This window comes from Acinetobacter chengduensis, from assembly GCF_003664645.1.
Lineage (GTDB): Bacteria > Pseudomonadota > Gammaproteobacteria > Pseudomonadales > Moraxellaceae > Acinetobacter > Acinetobacter chengduensis.
In genome coordinates, this window is record NZ_RCHC01000006.1 from 138,552 (window position 1) to 160,853 (window position 22,302).

The window sequence follows — 22,302 nt, forward strand, 5'->3', positions numbered from 1 at the left end:
ATGCACAATTAAAAAGCAAGGCAAATGCCTTGCTTTTTTTATGCCGAAGGCATTCAATATCGCTATTTTGATCATCTGTATAGACTATGGATTTTGTTATACGTGCGACCCAAGAGACTGACTTAGCTGAAATTGTGGCGATTTATAATCATGAGGTGACCACGGGCTGTGCTACCTGGAATGATCAAATCTATAGCCTTGAAGACTTCAAAGAAAAGCTGGCAAATTTTCAAGCAAAGCAAGACCCTTTTTTTGTGATTGAGCATAGCGAAACTCAACAGGTTGCAGGCTATGCTGATTATGCCATGTTCCGTAATTTTTCAGGTTATCGACACACCGTAGAACACTCGGTCTATATTCATCCACAATATGCCCGCCAAGGCTTGGGTAAACGCCTAATGGAACATTTAATTGCGCATGCAAAAGCGCATCAGGTCCATGTCATGGTTGCAGGCATTGACCATGCCAATTTGGCATCGATTGCATTACACCAACAACTGGGCTTTATACAAACAGGCTATATGCCTCAAGTTGGGCAAAAATTTGGTCAATGGCGTGATCTAGTGTTAATGCAACTTAACTTTTAAACGACCAGCCACTCACTCAATTGAATAAAAACTCGCTTACTCAAATGCATTTAAATGAGTTTTTGCGGATGAATCGCATCGACAATCACACTTAGCACCGCAAGATTTTGTCGTGTTGCATCACGGTATAAATCTTGAAGTTGTAAATAAATCAATTTTAATTCAGCTAAATTCAGTTCTTGCTCGACCGCTTGTTGCGTGGTTTGCGTCACCAGATATTGGTAATGTGTTTTTACAGCATCAACTGTGATCGTTTGCAATGCTTGGTGAATCTCTGCAACGCGTACCACCGTGTTGTAGTGTACCGCTCGACCAATATTACGATCAGATAAAGGATGCTCGGCTTGGATTACATACTGCAATGATTGTTTAGGTGCATTTTCAGTATTCAGTGTTTTATTCAAAGTATCCCATGCGCTCCCCAACCACACGTGTTCTATGATATCTGCAGAATCTAAAACGTCTTGAGGACTGGTCACTTGTAGAATTAATTTTTCTAAATCATTCGGATGTACCAAAAGTAAAATTGCTTCCATCTCGTTATCGTCTTGTACTAATCATTTCAATAAATATAAGGTTTAATGCATAAAAAATATGCAATTAATTGTATCTACATCATCAAATTCATTAGGTTTATTGGTATAAAAAGCCCATGATGAATTTAAAAAGCATGAAAGATATTTCAATTTAATTCGCTTTATAGCGCGGTTATTTTTCATCTGAGCAGATATTCATTTGAGTCCAATACATCACCATAAAATATATATTCTCATTCAAAAGAAAGATGCTCATCGGAGCTTGAAATATATTTATAGACACTTTCAATAGATGATGTTCAGAATAAATGCATCAGGATTTACTTCTCATTAGATAAGCACGGAGCCTATAGCTCATAAATAAAATACACGAGAAAAAACTCAATGTTTCATTCAATTCATTCCCTACTCAATGAGTTACTAAATTGATAAAAAACACCTAAATGCTTTAAATAATTCCTTATTCAAAATGATTGAAGATTAAAATATGATCAATGCTGAATTGCAGAAGTCGTTCAAATCCTAAATGGTGAATTTAAAACAGGCCATTATGATTGGTTTTTGTAGTGGCTAACTTATATACCTAAAAGCATTTTGCAATCATAAAAAATCATCCCCTTCCATATAAGAGAGGATGATCATTTTTATTTAATTTCAGTTTGATCGTCTTATATTGCGACTAACTCTCGAATTCCTTTTTCGGACATTTCGTACCCTAAACCTTGGGCCACCACCTGCCCACGTGCCATGACTGTATAGCCATCCGCGAGTTCTTCGGCAAAATCATAAAATTGCTCAACTAAAATGATAGACATCTCGCCACCATCAGCCAGTGTGCGAATCACGCGCCCAATATCTTTAATAATCGAGGGCTGAATACCTTCGGTGGGCTCATCTAAAATCAGCACTCGCGGTTCAGATGCCAAGGCACGCGCAATGGCCAATTGTTGTTGCTGCCCACCCGATAAATCACCACCTCGACGATGTTTCATTTCTTCTAGAACTGGAAATATTTCATACAAATGCTCTGGGACTTTACGGGTTTTTGCACCTTTAAACTTGGCCATGCCAATTAAGATATTTTCTTCAACTGTTAAGGTTGAAAAAATATCGCGCCCTTGTGGCACATAGGCTAAACCTGCCCTTACACGTTGTTCTGGGCTGAGTTTAGAAATGTCTTTACCATCCAATAAGATCTGACCCGATTTAATCGGAAGAATCCCCATTAAGCATTTTAAGAGTGTGGTTTTGCCCACGCCATTGCGCCCAAGTACCACAGAGCATTCCCCTATGGGTGCTGTAAATGACACATCGCGCAAAATATGACTGCCACCATAAAATTGATTGACGTCTTTGACTTCTAGCATTTCGGTCTCCTTAACGTCCTAAATATTTCTCAATCACATCTTCATTCGCCTGTACCTCGGCCAATGTGCCTTCTGCCAAAATAGCACCTTGCGCCAACACGGTGACTTTCTCACTGATCGTGTCAATAAAGCTCATATCATGCTCAACTACGATCAGCGTATGATTCTTTTTTAACTCTAAACACAGTTCCGCCGTGCGTTCTGTTTCTGCATCGGTCATCCCTGCGACAGGTTCATCTAATAAAATCAGTTTTGGTCGTTGCATGAGCAACATGCCAATTTCCAGCCATTGCTTTTGACCATGCGACAGCAAGCCTGCGGGTTTATTCACAAATTCTTGTAAGCGAATTTGCGCCAAAGATTCCTCCAAAGCCAGCTGTGCATCTGGATCGAGTCGACTGAAAAAGCTTTTTTTCACACGCTTGTCTTTGGGTGCCGCCAAGAGCAAGTTTTCCATGACGGTGAAATTTTCAAACACTGTTGGCTTTTGAAACTTACGCCCGATTCCTGCTTCTGCGATTTCTTCTGTGCCCATTTTGGCTAAATCATAGTTTTGGCCAAAGTGCGCTGTGCCTTCTGTAGGGCGAGTTTTACCAGTGATCACATCCATCAAGGTTGTTTTACCCGCACCATTTGGCCCGATAATGCAACGTAGCTCGCCTTCTTTAATATACAAAGACAGATCGTTCAGCGCTCGAAATGCATCAAACCAAACACTGACTTTTTCTAAATACAGCGCAATACCATGACTGAAATCTGGACCTTCCGATTTTGGTCGTCCATAGCCCTCTGAAGCGTGACCGCCATGAGGTTGAATTAACTCATTCATTCACTGCGCTCCTTTTTGAAACGGTCGAATAGACCAATTACCCCTTTGGGGAGGAATATCGTGACCACAATAAATAAAGCGCCTAGCACCAATAACCATGCTTCTGGATACGCCACAGTAAAATAAGTTTTCACGCCATTGATGAGACCCGCACCTAAAATTGGGCCAATCAGCGTACCGCGACCACCTGCTGCCACCCAGACTGCCATTTCAATCGAGTTCACAGGATTCATTTCACTCGGGTTAATAATGCCTGCTTGCGGTACATACAAGGCACCTGCAACACCTGCAATTACGGCTGAAAGCACCCATGCCGAAAGTTTGTACCAAAGCGTGCGATAACCTAAGTATTGCAAGCGATTTTCGCTGTCTCTAATTGCACCAAGCACGCGCCCATAAGGTTTATTCATGAGCTGGCGTAGGCCAATAAAACACAGTAACAACACCAAGGCTGTAATGAAGCACAGACTTGCGCGCATAGATGCCGAGGTAATATCCATGCCTAAAAGTGTTTTAAAACCCGTAAAGCCGTTGTTGCCCCCAAAGCCTGTTTCATTACGGAAAAACAATAATGTGGCGGCAAAGGTCATGGCTTGAGTGATAATTGAAAAGTACACCCCTTTAATTTTTGAGCGGAAGGCAAAGAAACCAAAAATAAATGCCACCAGCCCTGGAACCAGTACCACCAAGAGTAGAGCCCACCATAAATGTTGCGTACCCACCCAATACCAAGGCAATTCGGTCCAACTTAAAAAGCGCATGAAGTCGGGTAACCCATCTCCCGCAGATTCACGCATGAGATACATGCCAAAGGCATATCCGCCCAAAGCAAAGTACAGACCATGGCCTAGGCTTAAAATTCCTGCATAACCCCACACTAAATCTAAAGCTAAAGCCACCAAGGCCAAGCACATAATTTTGCCCAGCAAGGTCACCCAATAAGAAGACAAATGAAGTGCTGAATCTGCAGGGAGTAAATGTAACCACGGTAATATCAATAAAATTGCAAAGCACAGACTGATTGCCATTGCATTGATAGGTTTATCTGAAACTAAAGAAGTGATTTTCATTGGCTTACTCCACAAATCGTCCTTTGATGGCAAACAAACCTTGTGGACGTTTTTGAATAAACAAAATCACAAGCACCAACAGTATAATTTTTGCGAGCACAGCCCCCATGCCAATTTCGAGCACAGTACCACTCACCCCTAAACCAAGCGCTGCCAATACGGCTCCCCAAACTTGACCTACACCACCAACCACCACCACTAAAAAAGCATCAATAATGTAGTTTTGACCTAAGTCAGGCCCCACATTGCCCACCTGTGCCAAGGCACAGCCTGCAAGCCCAGCAAGGCCTGAACCCAAACCAAAGGCCAACATATCTACACGACTAGAACGGATACCTACAGCGCGTGCCATTTGACGGTTTTGTGTGACGGCACGAACAAAAAGTCCGAAGCGGGTCTTATTCAGTAAATAAACCAGCACTAATAGAATGACGATGGTGAAGCCAATAATGGCAATACGGTTATAGGGCAGGATGAGGCTTGGCGTCATCGCAATGCCTCCCGATAGCCATGAAATATTTGAAACTTCGACGTTTTGTGCGCCAAATGTCATACGCACCAGTTGCATTAAAATTAGGCTCACCCCAAAAGTGGCCAACAAGGTTTCGAGTTGGCGACCATACAGCGGGCGAATCACGGTGCGCTCAATTAACATGCCAATGAATGCACTCACCATAAAAGCTGCTGGTATGGCAGCAATCAGATACCAATCTAACCAACCACCGAGATACGTTTTAAATAGACTTTGCACCACGTAGGTGGTGTAAGCGCCAATCATAATGAGCTCACCATGTGCCATATTGATCACACCCAATAGGCCATAGGTAATGGCTAAACCGAGTGCTGCTAATAATAAAATGCTGGCTGTACTCAAGCCTGAAAACACATGCCCCGTCCATTCACTGGCCTGAATACGCGTTTTAATCTGACTTTTGGCGTCTGTGAGCGTGAGTTTTAATTCTGGGTGTAAATTCGGTTGTTGCAGTTCAGTTTCTACCATGGCCAGTACGTCTGGTCGGTTTGAATCTTGTAAGACTTTTACGGCTTGTATTTGAATCAATACATCGGGATTTTGATAATCTAAACGTGCTTTGAGCTGTGCAAGCCGTGCTTTGACACTATTATTTTGTTCTGCCAAATACAGCTGATTAATCTGCTTTACGTCTAATTCATCGAGGTTATTTTCTAAAATATCAATGGCTTCTAAACGTTGTGAAGCATCGGTAGAACTTAATTTTTTTTGTGCTTGCGCAAAGCTTAATGCTTTTCTTAAGGTATTCACCAAGGTCACTTGTGTGATATCCGCAGGCCATGTGCTCATCAAAGTTTGATCTGCATAACGACGCAGTTGATCTTGCCCTTCTAAAATATAAGTTTGTCCTGTGCTATCAGTATACAGCTGGTCTTTTTCAACATAAGTCGCCAATTGATCCAACAATTCAATACTCGCAGGCCAACGATTTAACAGCGCACGTCGCGCGCTAAAGTCTCCACTCACAAATTGTTGAATAGCATCTGTCTGATGTATTGCCTGCTCAGAGACGACGGGTGATATAGAAGTTTCGGCATGGGCCAGATTGAGCCACAGACATTGGCTCAATACTAAAAATAAAGCCACAATATTAAGTCGAGTGAACATTAACGTCCCCCCTTTGTTTTTAAATAGATCACATGCAAATCAAGCGCACGATTTAGACTTTATAATTTGACAAAAGCCTGCCACTTATTTGGCAGGCAAGCGTGGCTTTTATTTTGGAATGTACGGGCTCCATGGCTCCGCAGGAATGGTTTTTGCTGTTTTGTAGACCACATCAAATTGTCCATCGGCACGAATTTGGCCAATCATGACTGGCTTATGTAAGTGGTGATTTTTGGCATCCATTTCGAGCTTATAGCCTGATGGTGCATTAAAGCTTTGACCCGCCATTGCCTCACGAACTTTATCAACTTCTGTAGTACCAGCTTTTTCTACAGCTTGTTTCCACATATTGATGCCAACATAAGTCGCTTCCATTGGGTCATTGGTCACCATTTTTTCGGCATTTGGCAGTTTGTACTCCACCGCGTACTGCTTCATTTTATTGGTAAATTCAGTATTGACTGGATTTTTTACCGACATGAAATAGTTCCAAGAGGCTAAATGCCCAACCAATGGCTTGGTATCAATACCGCGTAACTCTTCCTCACCCACCGAAAAAGCCATAACTGGAATGTCGGAAGCCTTAATACCTTGGTTACCCAGCTCGCGGTAAAATGGTACGTTTGAGTCACCATTAATGGTCGAAATCACTGCGGTTTTTTTGCCTGCCGCGAACTTCTTCACATTCCCTACAATAGTTTGATAATTGCTGTGCCCAAATGGCGTGTACTCTTCCATAATATCCGCATCGGCTACACCTTTAGACTTTAAAAAAGCACGTAGAATTTTATTGGTGGTACGCGGATAAACGTAGTCAGTACCGAGTAAAACAAAACGCTCTGCCTTTCCTCCCTCTTCACTCATCAAGTATTCCACGGCAGGAATCGCTTGTTGATTCGGTGCTGCGCCTGTATAGAAAATATTTTTTGACTGCTCTTGGCCTTCGTACTGCACTGGATAGAACAGTAAGCCATTCAATTCTTCCACCACAGGCAATACAGATTTACGTGACACTGAAGTCCAACAGCCAAATATCACGGCCACTTTATCTTGTGTAATTAATTGGCGGGCTTTTTCTGCAAATAAAGGCCAGTTCGATGCAGGATCGACCACCACAGGCTCAAGCTTTTTGCCCATCACGCCACCATTGGCATTAATTTCATTAATGGCCATCAGCGCGGTGTCTTTTAACGAAGTTTCTGAAATGGCCATGGTGCCAGAGAGTGAATGTAAAATCCCGACCTTAATCGTATCGTCACTGCTTGCGGTCGCTTTCGGTTCTGAACTGGCAGCTTGTGTTTTTTCTTCTGCTGGTTTTGAGCAACCCATTAAACTTAATGTGCCCAACATGGCAAGTGCCAATAATGATTTTGAAAATAATTTTTGTTCCAACATCTACGCACTCTCCAAATAATTTTCGCGCTTTGCGCATGTGTTATTGCTAAGTGCTGTTATTCAAGTTCTATGCCAACCATCAAAACCATGCCAAAAACCTCCAATGCCTTATTTAATTTGTTATTGTTTTTCAATTTATTAGTTCTTATTCCATTGGTCTTTTTATATTTTAATAAGCTATATTTTTTCAATTCTTTGCATACAAACTTGTATCCAACATTGGCGCTTAAAAATTCTAATATGACCCAAAGTGCACAGTTAGGTTTTTAAATCTGCACAACTACAGCGCATTTTATGTACTGTTTAGACATAAAAAAGCCCGCAGATGCGGGCTTTTTTACATACTTGGCTCAAGTCGCACTAAGCCAGTACTTAAGCAAAATATAAAATTAGATTATACGGTCAACTCAGCTAAGTTGCCTTTTTGCTCTAACCAATCTTTACGGTCAGAAGCACGTTTTTTCGCAAGAAGTTTATCCAGCAATCCTGCTGTGAATTGGCTATCATCTAAATCTAATTGCACCAAACGACGCGTGTTCGGATCCAGTGTCGTTTCACGCAATTGACTCGCGTTCATCTCACCCAAACCTTTGAATCGCGTAATTTGCGGGTTCTTGGTTTTACATTTTTTCAAAATGCCATCTAATTCTGCATCATCCAAGGCATAGTGCACATCTTTGTTATCATCTATACGATACAACGGAGGCATGGCAACAAACAAATGCCCTTCTTCCACCAAGGTTGGAAAATGCTTCACGAATAAAGCACATAGCAGTGTCGCAATATGTAAGCCGTCCGAGTCAGCATCGGCCAAAATACAAATTTTGCCATAGCGGAGTTCAGACAAATCATCTGAGCCTGGGTCGACACCGATGGCAATGGCAATATTATGGACTTCTTGAGAAGCCAACACTTCATCGGAAGAGACTTCCCACGTATTTAAAATTTTCCCACGAATCGGCATGATCGCTTGGAAGTTTTTATCCCGCGCTTGCTTCGCAGAACCACCCGCAGAGTCACCTTCCACAATAAACAGTTCAGATTCTTCGAGCGCATGTCCCACGCAGTCCGACAATTTACCCGGCAAAGTTGGGCCAGCCACAATTTTCTTACGTTCAACTTTTTTGGCTGCTTTTAAACGACGACCTGCTTTCGAAATGGCCATTTCAGCCAATTGCATTGCAATCTCTGAATTTTGATTCAACCACAATGCAAAGGCATCTTTGGCAATATTCTGCACAATACCAGATGCTTCACGGCTCGACAGACGTTCTTTGGTTTGCCCAGAAAATTGAGGTTCTTGGAATTTCAGCGACAAAATATAGTTCACGCCATCCCAAACATCTTCTGCTGACAATTTAAGATTACGAGGCAATAAATTTCGCAGTTCACAGAACTCACGCATTGCATCTGCTACGCCTGAACGTAAACCGTTCACATGCGTACCGCCCTGTGCAGTAGGAATCAAGTTTACATAAGATTCTTGAATCGACTCGCCACCTTCAACATTCCAACAAATGGCAAATTCAGCACTGGCGCGCTCTGCATCACCAAGTGCCACAAATGCAGGTGCTGGAATAATCTCACGGTCTTGCAGTTCATCCATCAAATAATCAACAAGACCATTTTCAAACTGCCATGTGATTTTTTCATCGTTAATTTGGTCAACATAATTAATTTCTAAGCCCGCAGCTAATACCGCTTTGGCTTTTAAATTATGTTTAAGCGCCTTTAAGGCAAATTTTGGTGAATCAAAATATTTGGTTTCTGGCCAGAAATGTACTCGTGTGCCTGTCGCACGTTTGGCACATTTGCCCTCTAATACTTCTAAAGGTGCAACCGCTTCGCCTTGCTCAAAGGCCATTTTATAAAGATTGCCTTGGCGCTGTACTTCCACTTCCACTCGGGTTGAAAGCGCATTGACCACCGAAATACCCACACCATGTAAACCACCAGAAAATTGATAGTTATCTGTGCTGAATTTACCGCCCGCATGCAGTTTGGTCAGAATGATCTCAATACCCGATTGGCCATATTCTGGATGAATATCGACTGGCATACCGCGTCCATTGTCCTCTACAGACAGCGAACCATCTTTATAAACAATCACGGTAATTTTGTTGGCATGACCAGCAAGTGCTTCATCGACAGCATTATCAATCACTTCTTGCGCCAAATGGTTTGGACGACTGGTGTCGGTATACATGCCCGGGCGACGACGCACCGGATCTAAACCAGATAAAACTTCAAGAGATTGGGCCGTATATTGAGACACGTTGTAAGGTTTCCTTATTTTATGCTGTCCGATAAAAACTGTAGCACTGCCGGTATTTTGTCTGCGAAATCGTGCATAGCATGACTGCCATGACTCTCGATCATCAGCATTGCACCTTGCGAGGCTTCACTATAATAACGCTGTGCTTCACGATAATCCAAAACTTCATCGCCTTGCTGCAATAGCACCAAAATTTTGTTCGCATCTTGCACAAATGGTACAGAAATGTGTTCTAAATGATCAAGCTGTGCTTCATCCAATGACCAATCTGCCGTAACTACATAAGGCAATGCAGTCGTTGCAAATAAAGTTCTGAACAGATGCCATGGTCGCATTGCAGGATTAATCAGTACAGCAGGGATACCATGCTTCGCGACCAATTGCGTCGCATAAAAGCCTCCCATACTACTTCCCACTAACACCACATCCGACAAACGTTCAATGTCCCTAGATACTAAATCCAAAGCCTGTTGGGGATGCATATTTAAATCAGGTAAATGCACCACATCATTCGGTCGATGCTGTGCACAGTACTGCTTTAATTGTTGACCTTTAATTGAATTCGAATTGCTTTGAAAGCCGTGTAAATAAATGATGTTCATCGCTTGTTCACAAATTTATATACAAATTAATCAAAATAAAGTTTATAAGTGAGATGTAGGTCTCATTTTAAAAAATGAGTTTTCTGCATTTTGTTAGACAATAAATCCGTTGCCGAAACACGATCATCGGTATTTTAAATATTATGCATAATAAGGCATCGGCCTTAAACAATAAGACTTATACCGTGAAGCTTAGATAAAAGAAAGCCCGAATATACGGCGCATAAAACGACACAGGATATGACGCAGATGCCGAGTTTAACACCACTACACGAAACCTATTGTAAATGGGACCGTACACCACCTAGCCAAGCCGATGTACTTGAAGGCTTGGCACAGCTAGTGACGATGCGTTTTAGTGATGTCGTGCATGACCTCATCCAAAATATTCAACGTGAGCTTTTGATCAGTATTTTTGGGATGAGCGAGCAAAAGTCGAAAAGCATCCATAAAATTCCCTATGTGAAAAAGTTATATCAAATTACTTATGAAAGCTTTTTTAACTACGGTAATTATTTATTAGCGCCTATTTTACGTGGCGTAATTGAGCGCTTTCCAAAACTACATGACAAACCTTTAACACCGAGCCTACATATTTTAGTAGGTGCATTAAATGGGGTGCTTGGCGATTATTTACTGAAATATCAAAACCCAATGGCGTTGCCTATGGCGGTGTATGACCATTATGGTAGCTTGCAAAAAGGTGAACTGAGTGGCCGTGTCACCTTATTTGTTCACGGGCTCTGTATGCATCATCTGTCGTGGTCAAATCATAAATTTGGTGGCATTGGTGAAAAACTCTTGGCCCAACGTGATCACAACACCATGTTGTATCTAAATTATAATACTGGCCGTCGTATTTCTGCCAATGGGCGTAGTCTATCCAATACCCTAGAAGACTTGTTACAACGTAATCCCAATATCACCAGTATTGATCTGATTGGCCACAGTATGGGCGGACTGGTGTCTCGTAGTGCACTGTTTTATGGCAAACAAAATATGCACCACTGGATTCATCGTGTTGAAAACTTGGTGTGTTTGGGCTCTCCGCACCACGGTGCAGTCCTCGAGCGCTTTGGCTTTGCCATGCAAGATAAACTCGGACATTTACCACTGGGCAAAATTGTTGGCCATGTGGTGAATATTCGCAGTAATGGCATTTTAGATTTACGCTATGGAAGCGTCCGTGATGATGATTGGGAACACAATGATGTGCGTATTGGGATGATGGATGACAACCGCAAACCTGCACCAATCCCTTCCCATATTAATACCTATTTGGTCGCTGGAACCATTGAATTTGAACACCGTAAAAATCGAACCTTAAAGGTCATTGGCGATTATTTGGTGAGTGTAAAAAGTGCTTTGGGTGAACATCCCAATAGTCGCTATCAGCTCAAAGTACCCGATGCACATAAAGCCATTTTCTATGGTTTAAATCACTTTGAAATTCAATATCACTCTCATGTTGCAGAACAAGTGGCGCGCTGGTTCTACCCTAGTGTAGAAGATCAAGCCTATGACCAAATTCATGAATATATGCTGGACTTGGCCAGTATGGAAGGCATTGCACTCACCTAAGTTGATCGCGATTTTTTGCCACAAAAAAGCCAGCTTCATGCTGGCTTTTTAATATTAGGCGATGCTTTTCAAGCTAAGATTCCATGTTAAGCAGAATACTTACGGCATAATTGCCAAAGGCTCACCAGCGCCAATACCGCAAAAAACACGCCCGACCAAACGGGTAAAGACTGCCCTAAGAAGGTCCAGTCCACTTTGGCACATTCACCAGAACCAGTTAAAACCTGTTGAAATACAGATTTTAAAGGTAGTGTTTCAACCCAATAATCCAAACCTGGACCACAACTCGGCACCTGATCTGGCGGTAAATTTTGTAGCCAAACATGTCGTGCGGCCACGCCTACAGACCATAAAATGGATAGACTGCCCAAAAAGGCATATACACGTTTTACGACATTTGAAGCAGGATTATGCAAACAAGCCAATAACGAAATCAGACCAAGGCCAATCAGACCAATTCGCTGAAATACACACAATGGACAGGGTTCAAGCCCTTGTACATGCTCCAGATACAGCGCAAAACTCATGCCAATCACACTGGCTACAAATAATAAGCCACTGATTAAGCGATAACTCCACTGCATGGGGTTCCCTCTATTTTATTGATCTAAAATTCGCAAGATACTGTTCAAAATTAGGTGCTGTTTCTTGCTCTAATGTCGCAAGCGTTTGTAAAGATTGTTCAGCTACTTCTGCAAAATAAGCCCGACGCTCCGAACTCAATTCATGTTGCTCGTACATGCTCGCATGTTGTTGTGCCATGAAGCTACCAAAACCCCATGTACCACCTTGCTCAATGGTATCTTCAATCATTTTTGCAGACAAAGTTTCATCGACTTCGTCCACCCGTGACCGCATCACACTCAAAGCTTGGCTATAGAGTGTTGTACTGTAACTTTGGTCCATAAATTCAGCGATGGATTGCATTTCATCTAAGTAACGACGACACCAATCTTCAATTGGATAAGCTTGACCTTGCTCCATAATAGTTGCATTCGGTGCACGGCCTCGGTTCACCACTTCAGTTTGGTTTTGTTCAATGACTTCTTGCTCATCATCTAACAAATCTGGGCTGCCACTAAGTAGACAATGCAATGCCAAGACTTCTAAGAAGCCTGCGGTATCTTCATCAATACCAATTGGGCTATACGGATTAACATCAACTGCACGTAATTCCACATAACCTACACCACGGTTAAGTAGTGCTTCAGACGGCGTTTCACCCGCTTGTGGTACTTGTTTTGGACGCACTAAACTGTAGTATTCATTTTCAATTTGTAGTACGTGGTCATTAATTTGAATAGGCGTACCCGTTGCATCATCTAAGCCCAAACGGGTAAATGGTGCATAAGGTGTTTTGACTGCTTTTTGTAAACCATCTAAATAACCAGTCAAATTGTTATAGTGAATGCCCAATTGTTTTTGCGCTGAGTTCTGATAGCCAAAACGTCCCATACGCAAAGCCGTAGCATACGGTAAAAATAGCGTGCCTTTTAACAGTGGCAACAAGTGATGCTCACGCCCAGTCATAAAACATTGGCAAACCGACGGACTCGCACCTACCAAAAACATCACCAATGGCGTCAAACGAATAAAGTTACGAATCAACCCAAAATAACGATGGCTTCGATAATCTTGTAAGCTCAAAGCTTTTAGGGCGTCATCTGTTTCGTTGGCTTGTAAAGCTTCAAAAAAATGATCCGGGAAGGATAAATTATAATGTACCCCTGAAATGGTCTGCATACGGCGACCATAACGCACCCCTAAACCATGACGGTACAAGGTTTTAAAACGGCCAATATTCGATGTGCCATATTGCGCTAAGCGGATACTTTCTTCTTCATCATCCAACATACATGGCATTGATAAAGGCCACAGTTTTTCATCATGTTCTAATTGTTGATGCACAACAGCATGAATATCTTTTAAATACGCAAGTGTTTCACCAATACTCGTTTGTGGTGGAGTAATAAACTCCATCAAAGCTTCAGAGTAATCAGTTGTAATATGCGGATGTGTTAATGCCGAACCCAATGCTTTGGGATGATCTGCTTGAGACAAAAAACCATTGCCCTGCATACGTAAGCTTTCACGTTCAATACCACGTAACATGCCCTGTATATGCGTAGAATCCACCCAATTTGGTAAAATATTTTGAGAGGTCGATTCGGGCTGACTCATTGCAATCTCGCTTAAAGGGAAGAACGACTAAAAGAAAATCATTTATTTAGCGCAGTATAACTTGATTTTTAGCTGGCAAGTTATAGTCTGCTGATTTTCAACTTCAGCTAGACTAGATTTTTGATTGTTTTTTTATCACAAAGTTGCACTATAAGACATTTGAGATTTGTGATTTTATTAACAAATAAATACGAAAGCTGATTAAAAATGATGAATTATCAAGATATTTTAGATTTTTGGTTTAATGAAAAGACTCAACCGCATTGGTTTGCAAAAAGCGATGAGTTTGATGCGATCATTGAAAAAAACTTTAAAACTGTTCATCTTCAAGCCACGCAGTGCGAACTTTGGACATGGCGTCAGAATGCCTCTGGCCGTTTGGCTGAAATTATTGTCTTAGATCAATTTTCGCGTAATTTGTATCGTCACTCTGCGCAGGCTTTTGCACATGATGCTATGGCATTGAGCCTCGCTCAAGAGGCAGTGCAACAAAGTCTAGACCAGCAGTTGCCAGCTAAACAACGTGCCTTTTTATATTTACCTTATATGCACAGCGAATCTAAACAGATTCAAGTACAGTCACTCGCATTATTTGAGCAGTTGGCCAATCCCATCAATTTAGACTTTGCCCAACAACATAAAATGATTATTGATCGTTTTGGGCGTTATCCACATCGCAATAGTGTATTGGATCGCCATTCAACGGCAGATGAAATTGATTTTTTAAGCCAACCTAATTCAAGTTTTTAAGCCTTGCTGCATAAGGCTATTTTCTCTTTTTCTATTTTAGTAGGCTCTCCAATATGAAAAAATTATATCTATCTCTTGCACTGGCCACAGCCTTTAGCCTTTCAGGCTGTGCAACCACGCCCTCAAAGCCCTTAAGCTTTGCAGAATTGGGGCAATTTAGTGCAACGCCACTAAATGCAAAAACTTACCGTATTAGTTTCCAAGCTACCCCAAATATGAGCTATGGCACAGCTGAAGAAATCACTTTGGTTAAAGCCGCACAAGCCACTCTACAAAATGGCTTTCAACTATTTAAAGTCACTGATGACCCAAGTAACCGTAGCCAACAACCGCCTCGAAAAGCGGTGGTGTACTCAAGCCCAATGTACCCTCCATCGGGTTTTTACCGCCGACATCCTGCTTTTTGGCCCGACCCATTTTATGATATGCCTCAAGTCGTAACTTTAGATCCAGTACAAGTGAGCTACACCATCGAATGCTTTAAAAATAATAAAGTGGCGCCACACGATGCCTTTGATGCCAGCTTAATCTTACAATCGTTGGGTGCAAAATATGGTTTAACTGCCACAGGTGAGCCTTTAGTACCCCCTACAGCCACACAGCCCCAGCCAAAATAATCACGGAGCCTAGACCGCCCTATGTCTGAAGCGACTCATGCCTCACCCAATTTGCAACGCAGTAAACGATTTGCAGGTATTGCCTTAGTTGTGGCTGTGCTGATTTGGCTGGCTTTAATGATTAGCGCCAAATTACTGCCCGAATATGTGTGGCTCATTCATATTTTAATGCTTTCGGCAGAAGCAGGTGTCGTGGGCGGTCTGGCAGATTGGTATGCCATTACGGTGTTATTTCGTAACCCTTTTGGCAAAATGCCAATCCCTAAATTTTTACGTGACCACACTGAAATTATTCCGCGCAATAAAGCCCGTATTGCAGAATCTATGGGGCGCTTTGTGCAAGAGAACTTTCTCTCGCCACACATTGTGCAACGTAGTCTTGCCAATACCGACTTATCCTTAGCAATTGGCAAATGGTTGGCCAATCCTCAAAATAATCAAAAAGTCACTGAACTCATTCAACAAACCGTGCCTAAATTTTTTGATTTTGTGGGTCAAGATCAAATCGGCCGTTTTATTCAAAACAACAGTGTGCAATGGGTCAAAAACACCCAAATTAACCACTTAGCCAGTGAAATGTTACGTGCCGTATTAGACAACGACTTTCACCAAGATGTATTACAACGTGGCCTAGATTTAGCCCATGAATGGATGCTACAACATCCCGAACAAGCACGTGATTTAAGCCGTCAGTTATTTAAAGAATTGGGCGTTTGGAAACTGGCCAAAGGTGCAAGTTGGATTGGTATTGATGTGCAACAACGCACTATGGATTCCTTATTGGAAAAAGTCGAATCGATGCTGGCAGATCCAGAGCATCCATGGCGACAAAAAATTGAAGACAGCGCACAAAGTCTTATGCTGGCCTTGGCCAATAATCAGAGCAATGCCAGCCTACGCCTTAACCAAACCAAGGATGCACTTTTAGATAGTCCACAAGTGCTGAACTTCTTGAGCGGTGCGGTGGTCATTTTATGCGATGCGATTAAAGCCGATTTGCAAAAACCAGACTCCGGTATTGCACAAAATTTACGTGTGGCAATTCAGCAAGTCGGTGAAAATATGATGTCCAATATTGCCGTGCGCCAATTGTTAAACGATAAGATCAGTGAAATTGCCGTCGACCTTTCCGACCAATACAGCGAAAAAGTGATTCTATTTATTAGTGCCCGTATTCATGAATGGGATTCACGCGAAATGATCGACAAAATTGAAAATGAAGTCGGTGGTGACCTGCACATGATTCGCGTCAATGGTGTGGTCGTTGGTGCTTTTATTGGTTTAATTCTTGGCATCATTCGCGCGATTGTGGAATATGCAATTTAGCGCCTCACTTTAGCCATCATAGTTAGACCGCACATGATGGCTAAATACATAACTCACAATCATCCCCTATAACGCGGATCACAGCAACGCTCCACATAGATTGACAAAGTGTTTGAGCACGCTAAGCTAAGCGGATAAATTTTAAACCACTATAAAACTATTAAAAATGATAAAAACAACGCGATATATTGGCCTAATATGTGGCTTAAGTCTTGTGGCCCTTTCGGGTTGCCAAATGATTTCCAAAACCAGTCACAAAGTCACAGGCAGTGTGATGGGCATGTTGGGGCAAGAAAAAGCCCCTGAGCTCGATGCGCAAAGCGTTTTAGACTTGGCCAAAGCCTCCCAAGAAAAACTCGAACAGCTTTTGGCAAACATGCCTAAAAATGAATGGGTGTATTTAGAAAATCCGCAATTGGGCACGGCAGAACTGCAAAATAAATCCACGGATAACTCCGTGCTATCGCTGGTCTTCAACTGTAAAATTGAGACTCAACGCCCAAGCTTTAGCCTGCAGAATGCCAATGGCCAAGTCATTTTAAAAGCTTATGATGACAGTGCTGGGCAAATTCAATTTTTGCTCGACAATAAAAACTTTGGCAACCCATTCCAAACGTATCAAAGCAAGCAACTTGAAGGATTTAAAACCGCACTCAAGCAAGCCAAAGTCATTAAAATTTTTAATGCCTCCAAGCTGTATAGCTTCCAAAATAAATACCCTGAGCGCCTTGAGAATCCAGTGAATTGCAAAACCTCTTAACGTAATATATCGGGCTATAAAGCCCCCCGCTTTTAGCCTTCTTAAACGCGATGTGCTGTAGCGTAGCGCGCATATTATTGATGCCATCGCGGGCGGTAATATTGCATGCCAGATCGGTTATATTTCATCGAATATTATTTATTCAGTACAAATGGATTCACCTAAAGACAGTGAAATTTGCTATATTTATTGTTTTTCTGCGACATTTAATTTTCGACTGAATATGAATACGGCAATCCAAGCAGCTCTCGAACATGCAGTGCAAGCCCTTCAAGCTGAAGGCGTACTCCCAACTGACTTTAATAACAATGGCAACCTCACGCGTACCAAAGACCGAAGCCATGGTGACTTCGCTTCGAACATCGCAATGATTGCCTCTAAAGCTGCTGGTATGAAGCCACGTGATTTAGCCGAAAAAATTCTTGTTGCCCTGCCTGAAGTTGCAGACATCAGTAAAGCAGAAATTGCTGGCCCAGGTTTTATCAACTTTTTCTTAAATGCAGATCAGCGTTTTACAGTACTTGATCAAATTCAAGCGCAAGCAAATGACTTCGGTCGCACAACAGCAAATGCAGCAAAAAAAATCCAAGTAGAATTTGTTTCTGCAAACCCAACATCAAGCCTACATGTAGGTCATGGTCGTGGTGCTGCGTATGGTATGACGGTTGCAAACTTGTTAGAAGCAACTGGCGCAACTGTTGATCGTGAATACTATGTTAACGATGCTGGCCGTCAAATGGACATCTTGGCAACATCCACTTACCTACGTTATTTAGAAATCACAGGTCAAGAGTTGGTATTCCCTAAAAATGCTTACCAAGGTGATTACGTTAAAGAAATCGCGCAAAGCATTATCGATAAAGACGGCAACGCCTACGTACGCCCAGTGGCTGATGTATATAAAGACGTGCCTGAAGATGTTCAGTTCGCTGCCGAACTTGATGCTGAAGGTAACAAAGTTGTGCTTTCAGGCGACAAAGAAAAACACATCGATGGCTTAATTTTAAATTCGCAAACCTTGCTTGGCGAAGGCTACCGTGTGTTCTTACAAGCTGCTTTAAAAGCGATTCTTGATGATATTAAAGATGACCTTGGCGAGTTTGGTGTAACGTTCAACCAATGGTTTAGCGAAGAAACACTGACAGATAAAATTACAGAAGCACTTCAAGTGCTTGACCAACGTGGCTTCCTTTACGAAAAAGACGGTAATATTTGGTTCAAATCAACTGCCTTTGGCGATGAAAAAGACCGTGTAGTTAAACGCCGTAATGGTCAAACCACGTATTTTGCTTCTGACATTGCTTATCACCTCAACAAATTACAACGTGGCTATACAGATATCATTGATATTTGGGGTTCAGACCACCATGGCTATATTGCACGTGTAAAAGCAGCCATTGATGCAATGGGTTATGACTCTAAAAAGTTAACTGTACTTTTGGTTCAGTTCGTAAGCTTATGGCGTGGCGGTGAGATGGTACAAATGTCATCTCGTTCTGGTCAATTCGTGACTTTACGTGACCTTCGTAAAGAAGTTGGTAACGATGCTGCACGTTTCTACTACGTCATGCGTAAGTCTGAACAACACATTGACTTCGACTTAGACTTAGCTGTTTCGCAAAGCAAAGACAATGCGGTGTACTACATTCAATATGCGCACGCACGTATCTGCCGTATGTTAGAAAAAGCAGCATCGATGAATGTGAACTTTGACGCAACAGTTGCACGTGGTTTAGCAAACAAACTTGATTTAGATGCTGAAACTGAAATTTTAGCCAAACTTGCGGCTTATCCAGAGATTTTAGTTCGTGCTGCCAACGCATACGAACCACATCAAATTGGTAATTACTTAAAAGAATTGGCTGCGTTGTTCCACGGTTGGTACAACGAAAACAAAGTGTTAGGTGATGATGCTGAATTGACTCAAGCACGTTTATTACTGTCTGTGAATGTACGCCAAGTTCTTCACAATGGTCTTAAATTGCTTGGTGTATCTGCACCAGAAAGCATGTAAAACACTGAATCAGATCACGGTCTTAGATCTATAAATCTATACCAATCGAGCTCTGACAAACAGTTTAAAAGCCAGATGGATGATCCGTCTGGCTTTTTTGTTTTGAGCCTTTTACTTTTAAATGTGCTATTTGCTTAATTTATGAAAATTAAACAAAATATAGATAACAGTCATGTAATATATAATAATCAAGAACAATATTTTAGGACTTTCCTAAAGTCGTTCGTCACAATTAAAAAGAATGAGGTTTCCTCGTGTTTGGAAAAACGCAACGTGGTGTATCGGAGCGACCGAATAAACCTAAAAAGCCACTCATCCCTGCTTGGTTAGGCACCTTAGTGGTCATTTTAATCGTGTTAAGCTTTGTGGTTGCACTCATGCTTTGGAAGCCGTGGCAACCCGTTAAACCGCGTGCACAAGCCACAGTAGAACAAACACAAGAAGAAACCAACAAAGACTACCGTTTCTATGACCTATTGCCACAGCAACAAGTCACCCCTATTCCAGAGCAAGCTATCCCTGAAAGTAAAAACCAAGGGACAGTAGTCATTGTGGAAGCACCAGAGCAAAAAGCTGAAACCGCAAAGCCAGAACCAGGCCTTGTTGAAAGCACTGCACCTGTAGCACCCAACTACATTTTACAAGTGCGTAGTTATGATGACCCTGACCAAGCCGATGCGCGTCGTGCTGAAATTATTCTGAATGGTTTATCTGCCGATGTAGTTCAAACCACCGAAAATGGGAAAGTTTGGTATCGTGTGGTGTCTGGTCCTTATGACTCGCAAGATGCCGCAATCATTGCACAGCAAACCTTACAACATAGCGGGATCGACTCCATCGTTGTAAAACGCTAATTCAGCACAAATAAAAAAAGCACCATCAGGTGCTTTTTTTATTTCTATCGTTAAGCTTGCTTCTTTAAGAGGGAGCTTAACGTAGGCAATCTAAATTTAGAGGGTATGGCCTAAAGCTTCACCCATCACTACGGTTGAATTGGCACCAAAGGCAACATCCCATGCCATTTTGTCTTGTTCAAATAAAACCACCGCAGTCGAACCTAAGTAGAAACGCCCCAGCTCTGCTCCTTTTTCAAGTTTTAGATCATGCTGGTTTAATTCAATACGGCCCGTTGGTTTTACTTTACCTGTTGCAACGGTTTCAATGCCTGCCACAATCATCGCGCCTACCAATACGACAGCCATACGGCCTAATTCTGTATCAAACAAACACACCATACGTTCATTGCGCGCAAACAACCCCGGAATGTTTTCTGCTGTGGTTTGATTCACAGAAAATAATTCACCCGGCACATATAGAGTTTCCGTTAATGTACCTGCAAATGGCATGTGTACACGGTGATAATCTTTAGGTGACAAGTACACAGTAGCAAACTGACCATTTTTAAATGGCTCTGCCAATTGCGGATCGGCAATCAGGTTTTCAACTGTAAATTTCTGTCCTTTGGCTTGAAAAATGTCGCCATTTTCAATTTTACCCAATTGTGAAATAGCGCCATCTGCAGGTGAAACAATGCTGCTTGCATCTAAATCAATTTCACGTACGCCATCTTTTAACGAACGGGTAAAAAATTCATTGAATGATTTGAATTTCAAAGCATTACTTTGCTCTGCAATCGACATATCAATGCCATATTGTGCTTTGAACGCTGTAATCACCGCATTTTTAATGATTGGGTTTTCGCTGGCAGCAACTTTACCCACCACCCGTGACAAACGATGTTGTGGCACCACTCGCTGAGCTTGAATAAAAATTTGTTGTTTTAAACGCGATGTAATGCTCAAGATGGCAACTCCCCTGTAGCGATTGGACTATCGAGGCGGTTGCCCCACTCACTCCACGCCCCATCATACGCTCGAATATTCCAACCCAATAACCGCCCCAAAATATAGGCTAGTCCTGAACGATGATGTGACTGGCAATACACCACCACCGGTTCATTTAATTGAAAACCAAGTTGTTCTAAACGCTGCTGGGTGCGCGATAAAGGATGCAATTTTAAATGATTTTCACGGTTAAGGGCAGTACTCCACTCAAAATGGCGTGCGCTTGGAATATGTCCCCCACGTCTAGCCGCTAAACGAAGTCCCGTATATTCATCTTCTGTACGGCAATCCCAAACTTGAATGGATTGATTTTTAATACTTTGTTCTAATTCTTCATAATCAATTTGCACTGCTTTTTTAGCATCTGACTGAATCGTCACCAATTGCTCAACTGCATCAAATTGTGGAATGTCGGTACTCGTGGGTAGACCCGCACCCAACCATGCATGAATTCCGCCATTCAATAGACTGGTATTTGTAAAGCCTATGCAATGTAAGTTCCAAATAAGGCGACCTGCCCATGCGCCACCTTCATCATCGTAGACAACCACATGATGCTCTGGCGAAATATTTAAGAATTCAATCAGCGCTTGTAAACCGTCTTCTTCGGGCAATAAGCCCATAGCTTGTTCTTCTTGGCGCACGAGAAGTTTTGGTTTTAGATGAAGAGCATGAGGGATATGTAACTGTTCATACACCGAAGCTCGGCTTAAATCTACAATTCTGAGTTTATCATTGCCTAAATGTGGGACCAAATCTTCTGCTTCTATCAGCAGACCAAAATCCAGAGTGCTCATCTTTTCGTAGCTATTATGGGTCAAATTCATCTGATCTTAGCACAGCTTATTTTCAAAAATGTGCAGTTTTTAAAAGAGGCTTAGCAAAATTTAAGATAAGTCTTTGGCAAAAATTCACATCCCATAAAAAAC

At 42.0% G+C, this 22,302-nt stretch carries 20 protein-coding genes; 8 read left to right on the forward strand and 12 right to left on the reverse strand.

All coding sequences use genetic code 11. From position 1 onward, the window contains the following. Positions 1-86: 86 nt before the first annotated feature. On the forward strand, positions 87-587 hold the full coding sequence (locus tag D9K81_RS07260; protein ID WP_120374952.1) for a GNAT family N-acetyltransferase: 501 nt from the start codon (positions 87-89) through the stop codon (positions 585-587). A 50-nt stretch (positions 588-637) separates the two neighbouring features. Here D9K81_RS07260 and D9K81_RS07265 read toward each other — a convergent pair whose 3' ends face one another. The 8 genes from D9K81_RS07265 to D9K81_RS07305 all read right to left on the reverse strand — a co-directional run bounded on the left by D9K81_RS07265 (position 638) and on the right by D9K81_RS07305 (position 10,300). After that, positions 638-1,123 carry a DUF1877 family protein gene (locus tag D9K81_RS07265; RefSeq protein ID WP_121523172.1) on the reverse strand — a complete coding sequence of 162 codons (486 nt, stop codon included), beginning with the start codon at positions 1,121-1,123 and terminating at the stop codon, positions 638-640. Positions 1,124-1,791: 668 nt separating this feature from the next. Beyond that, positions 1,792-2,490 (reverse strand): urea ABC transporter ATP-binding subunit UrtE, encoded by a 699-nt coding sequence (gene urtE / locus D9K81_RS07270; protein WP_120374954.1) that lies wholly within the window; start codon positions 2,488-2,490, stop codon positions 1,792-1,794. 10 nt (positions 2,491-2,500) lie between these two features. Next, entirely contained in the window at positions 2,501-3,319 is an 819-nt protein-coding gene (urtD, locus tag D9K81_RS07275) for an urea ABC transporter ATP-binding protein UrtD (protein ID WP_120374955.1), read from the reverse strand. After that, positions 3,316-4,389 (reverse strand): urea ABC transporter permease subunit UrtC, encoded by a 1,074-nt coding sequence (gene urtC / locus D9K81_RS07280; RefSeq protein WP_120374956.1) that lies wholly within the window; start codon positions 4,387-4,389, stop codon positions 3,316-3,318. The genes urtD and urtC overlap by 4 nt, the downstream gene beginning before the upstream one ends. Positions 4,390-4,393: 4 nt before the next feature. Then, a complete protein-coding gene (gene urtB, locus D9K81_RS07285; RefSeq protein WP_121523174.1) occupies positions 4,394-6,028 on the reverse strand; it encodes an urea ABC transporter permease subunit UrtB in 1,635 nt (544 codons plus the stop codon). Between the two features lie 108 nt (positions 6,029-6,136). Then, positions 6,137-7,423: an urea ABC transporter substrate-binding protein gene (gene urtA / locus D9K81_RS07290; RefSeq protein ID WP_120375641.1), complete on the reverse strand. Its 1,287-nt coding sequence runs from the start codon at positions 7,421-7,423 to the stop codon at positions 6,137-6,139. Between the two features lie 394 nt (positions 7,424-7,817). Continuing rightward, positions 7,818-9,698, reverse strand: coding sequence for a DNA topoisomerase IV subunit B (parE, locus tag D9K81_RS07300; protein ID WP_120375643.1), 1,881 nt, complete (start codon positions 9,696-9,698; stop codon positions 7,818-7,820). Positions 9,699-9,712: 14 nt separating this feature from the next. After that, the gene (locus D9K81_RS07305) at positions 9,713-10,300 is read right to left on the reverse strand and encodes a YqiA/YcfP family alpha/beta fold hydrolase (RefSeq protein WP_120375644.1); all 588 of its coding nucleotides are present in this window, start codon (positions 10,298-10,300) and stop codon (positions 9,713-9,715) included. A 249-nt stretch (positions 10,301-10,549) separates the two neighbouring features. Between D9K81_RS07305 and D9K81_RS07310 the strand changes: the two genes are divergently transcribed. Beyond that, positions 10,550-11,881 carry a PGAP1-like alpha/beta domain-containing protein gene (locus tag D9K81_RS07310; RefSeq protein ID WP_120375645.1) on the forward strand — a complete coding sequence of 444 codons (1,332 nt, stop codon included), beginning with the start codon at positions 10,550-10,552 and terminating at the stop codon, positions 11,879-11,881. A gap of 86 nt (positions 11,882-11,967) precedes the next feature. Here D9K81_RS07310 and D9K81_RS07315 read toward each other — a convergent pair whose 3' ends face one another. Then, complete coding sequence (locus D9K81_RS07315) at positions 11,968-12,465, reverse strand: disulfide bond formation protein B (RefSeq protein WP_120375646.1); 498 nt, start codon at positions 12,463-12,465, stop codon at positions 11,968-11,970. Between the two features lie 10 nt (positions 12,466-12,475). Continuing rightward, complete coding sequence (gshA, locus tag D9K81_RS07320; protein WP_120375647.1) at positions 12,476-14,062, reverse strand: glutamate--cysteine ligase; 1,587 nt, start codon at positions 14,060-14,062, stop codon at positions 12,476-12,478. A 210-nt stretch (positions 14,063-14,272) separates the two neighbouring features. Between gshA and D9K81_RS07325 the strand changes: the two genes are divergently transcribed. From D9K81_RS07325 to D9K81_RS07350, 6 genes are all read left to right on the forward strand, one after another. Continuing rightward, positions 14,273-14,812, forward strand: a complete 540-nt coding sequence (locus D9K81_RS07325) for a DUF924 family protein (protein ID WP_120375702.1) — start codon at positions 14,273-14,275, stop codon at positions 14,810-14,812. A 53-nt stretch (positions 14,813-14,865) separates the two neighbouring features. Then, complete coding sequence (locus tag D9K81_RS07330) at positions 14,866-15,429, forward strand: CC0125/CC1285 family lipoprotein (protein WP_120375648.1); 564 nt, start codon at positions 14,866-14,868, stop codon at positions 15,427-15,429. A gap of 21 nt (positions 15,430-15,450) precedes the next feature. After that, positions 15,451-16,755: a DUF445 domain-containing protein gene (locus tag D9K81_RS07335; RefSeq protein ID WP_120375649.1), complete on the forward strand. Its 1,305-nt coding sequence runs from the start codon at positions 15,451-15,453 to the stop codon at positions 16,753-16,755. 235 nt (positions 16,756-16,990) lie between these two features. Beyond that, positions 16,991-17,515: a hypothetical protein gene (locus tag D9K81_RS07340; RefSeq protein WP_228199851.1), complete on the forward strand. Its 525-nt coding sequence runs from the start codon at positions 16,991-16,993 to the stop codon at positions 17,513-17,515. 223 nt (positions 17,516-17,738) lie between these two features. Beyond that, complete coding sequence (gene argS, locus D9K81_RS07345) at positions 17,739-19,529, forward strand: arginine--tRNA ligase (RefSeq protein WP_120375703.1); 1,791 nt, start codon at positions 17,739-17,741, stop codon at positions 19,527-19,529. 254 nt (positions 19,530-19,783) lie between these two features. Then, positions 19,784-20,383 (forward strand): SPOR domain-containing protein, encoded by a 600-nt coding sequence (locus tag D9K81_RS07350; protein ID WP_120375651.1) that lies wholly within the window; start codon positions 19,784-19,786, stop codon positions 20,381-20,383. A 96-nt stretch (positions 20,384-20,479) separates the two neighbouring features. Here the strand turns inward: D9K81_RS07350 and asd are convergent, their stop codons facing one another. Continuing rightward, positions 20,480-21,331, reverse strand: a complete 852-nt coding sequence (gene asd, locus D9K81_RS07355; RefSeq protein ID WP_120375652.1) for an archaetidylserine decarboxylase — start codon at positions 21,329-21,331, stop codon at positions 20,480-20,482. Next, complete coding sequence (locus tag D9K81_RS07360) at positions 21,328-22,170, reverse strand: sulfurtransferase (protein WP_120375653.1); 843 nt, start codon at positions 22,168-22,170, stop codon at positions 21,328-21,330. The genes asd and D9K81_RS07360 overlap by 4 nt, the downstream gene beginning before the upstream one ends. Between the last annotated feature and the right edge of the window lie 132 nt (positions 22,171-22,302).

Coding starts and splice junctions, on each gene's coding strand:
- gshA (WP_120375647.1), bottom strand. CDS start 14,062: ATGAGTCAGCCCGAATCGACCTCTCAAAATATTTTACCAAATTGGGTG.
- D9K81_RS07335 (WP_120375649.1), top strand. CDS start 15,451: ATGTCTGAAGCGACTCATGCCTCACCCAATTTGCAACGCAGTAAACGA.
- D9K81_RS07310 (WP_120375645.1), top strand. CDS start 10,550: ATGCCGAGTTTAACACCACTACACGAAACCTATTGTAAATGGGACCGT.
- urtA (WP_120375641.1), bottom strand. CDS start 7,423: ATGTTGGAACAAAAATTATTTTCAAAATCATTATTGGCACTTGCCATG.
- D9K81_RS07330 (WP_120375648.1), top strand. CDS start 14,866: ATGAAAAAATTATATCTATCTCTTGCACTGGCCACAGCCTTTAGCCTT.
- D9K81_RS07260 (WP_120374952.1), top strand. CDS start 87: ATGGATTTTGTTATACGTGCGACCCAAGAGACTGACTTAGCTGAAATT.
- D9K81_RS07340 (WP_228199851.1), top strand. CDS start 16,991: ATGATTTCCAAAACCAGTCACAAAGTCACAGGCAGTGTGATGGGCATG.
- urtE (WP_120374954.1), bottom strand. CDS start 2,490: ATGCTAGAAGTCAAAGACGTCAATCAATTTTATGGTGGCAGTCATATT.
- D9K81_RS07265 (WP_121523172.1), bottom strand. CDS start 1,123: ATGGAAGCAATTTTACTTTTGGTACATCCGAATGATTTAGAAAAATTA.
- urtB (WP_121523174.1), bottom strand. CDS start 6,028: ATGTTCACTCGACTTAATATTGTGGCTTTATTTTTAGTATTGAGCCAA.
- argS (WP_120375703.1), top strand. CDS start 17,739: ATGAATACGGCAATCCAAGCAGCTCTCGAACATGCAGTGCAAGCCCTT.
- urtD (WP_120374955.1), bottom strand. CDS start 3,319: ATGAATGAGTTAATTCAACCTCATGGCGGTCACGCTTCAGAGGGCTAT.
- D9K81_RS07315 (WP_120375646.1), bottom strand. CDS start 12,465: ATGCAGTGGAGTTATCGCTTAATCAGTGGCTTATTATTTGTAGCCAGT.
- D9K81_RS07305 (WP_120375644.1), bottom strand. CDS start 10,300: ATGAACATCATTTATTTACACGGCTTTCAAAGCAATTCGAATTCAATT.
- urtC (WP_120374956.1), bottom strand. CDS start 4,389: ATGAAAATCACTTCTTTAGTTTCAGATAAACCTATCAATGCAATGGCA.
- D9K81_RS07360 (WP_120375653.1), bottom strand. CDS start 22,170: ATGAGCACTCTGGATTTTGGTCTGCTGATAGAAGCAGAAGATTTGGTC.
- D9K81_RS07325 (WP_120375702.1), top strand. CDS start 14,273: ATGAATTATCAAGATATTTTAGATTTTTGGTTTAATGAAAAGACTCAA.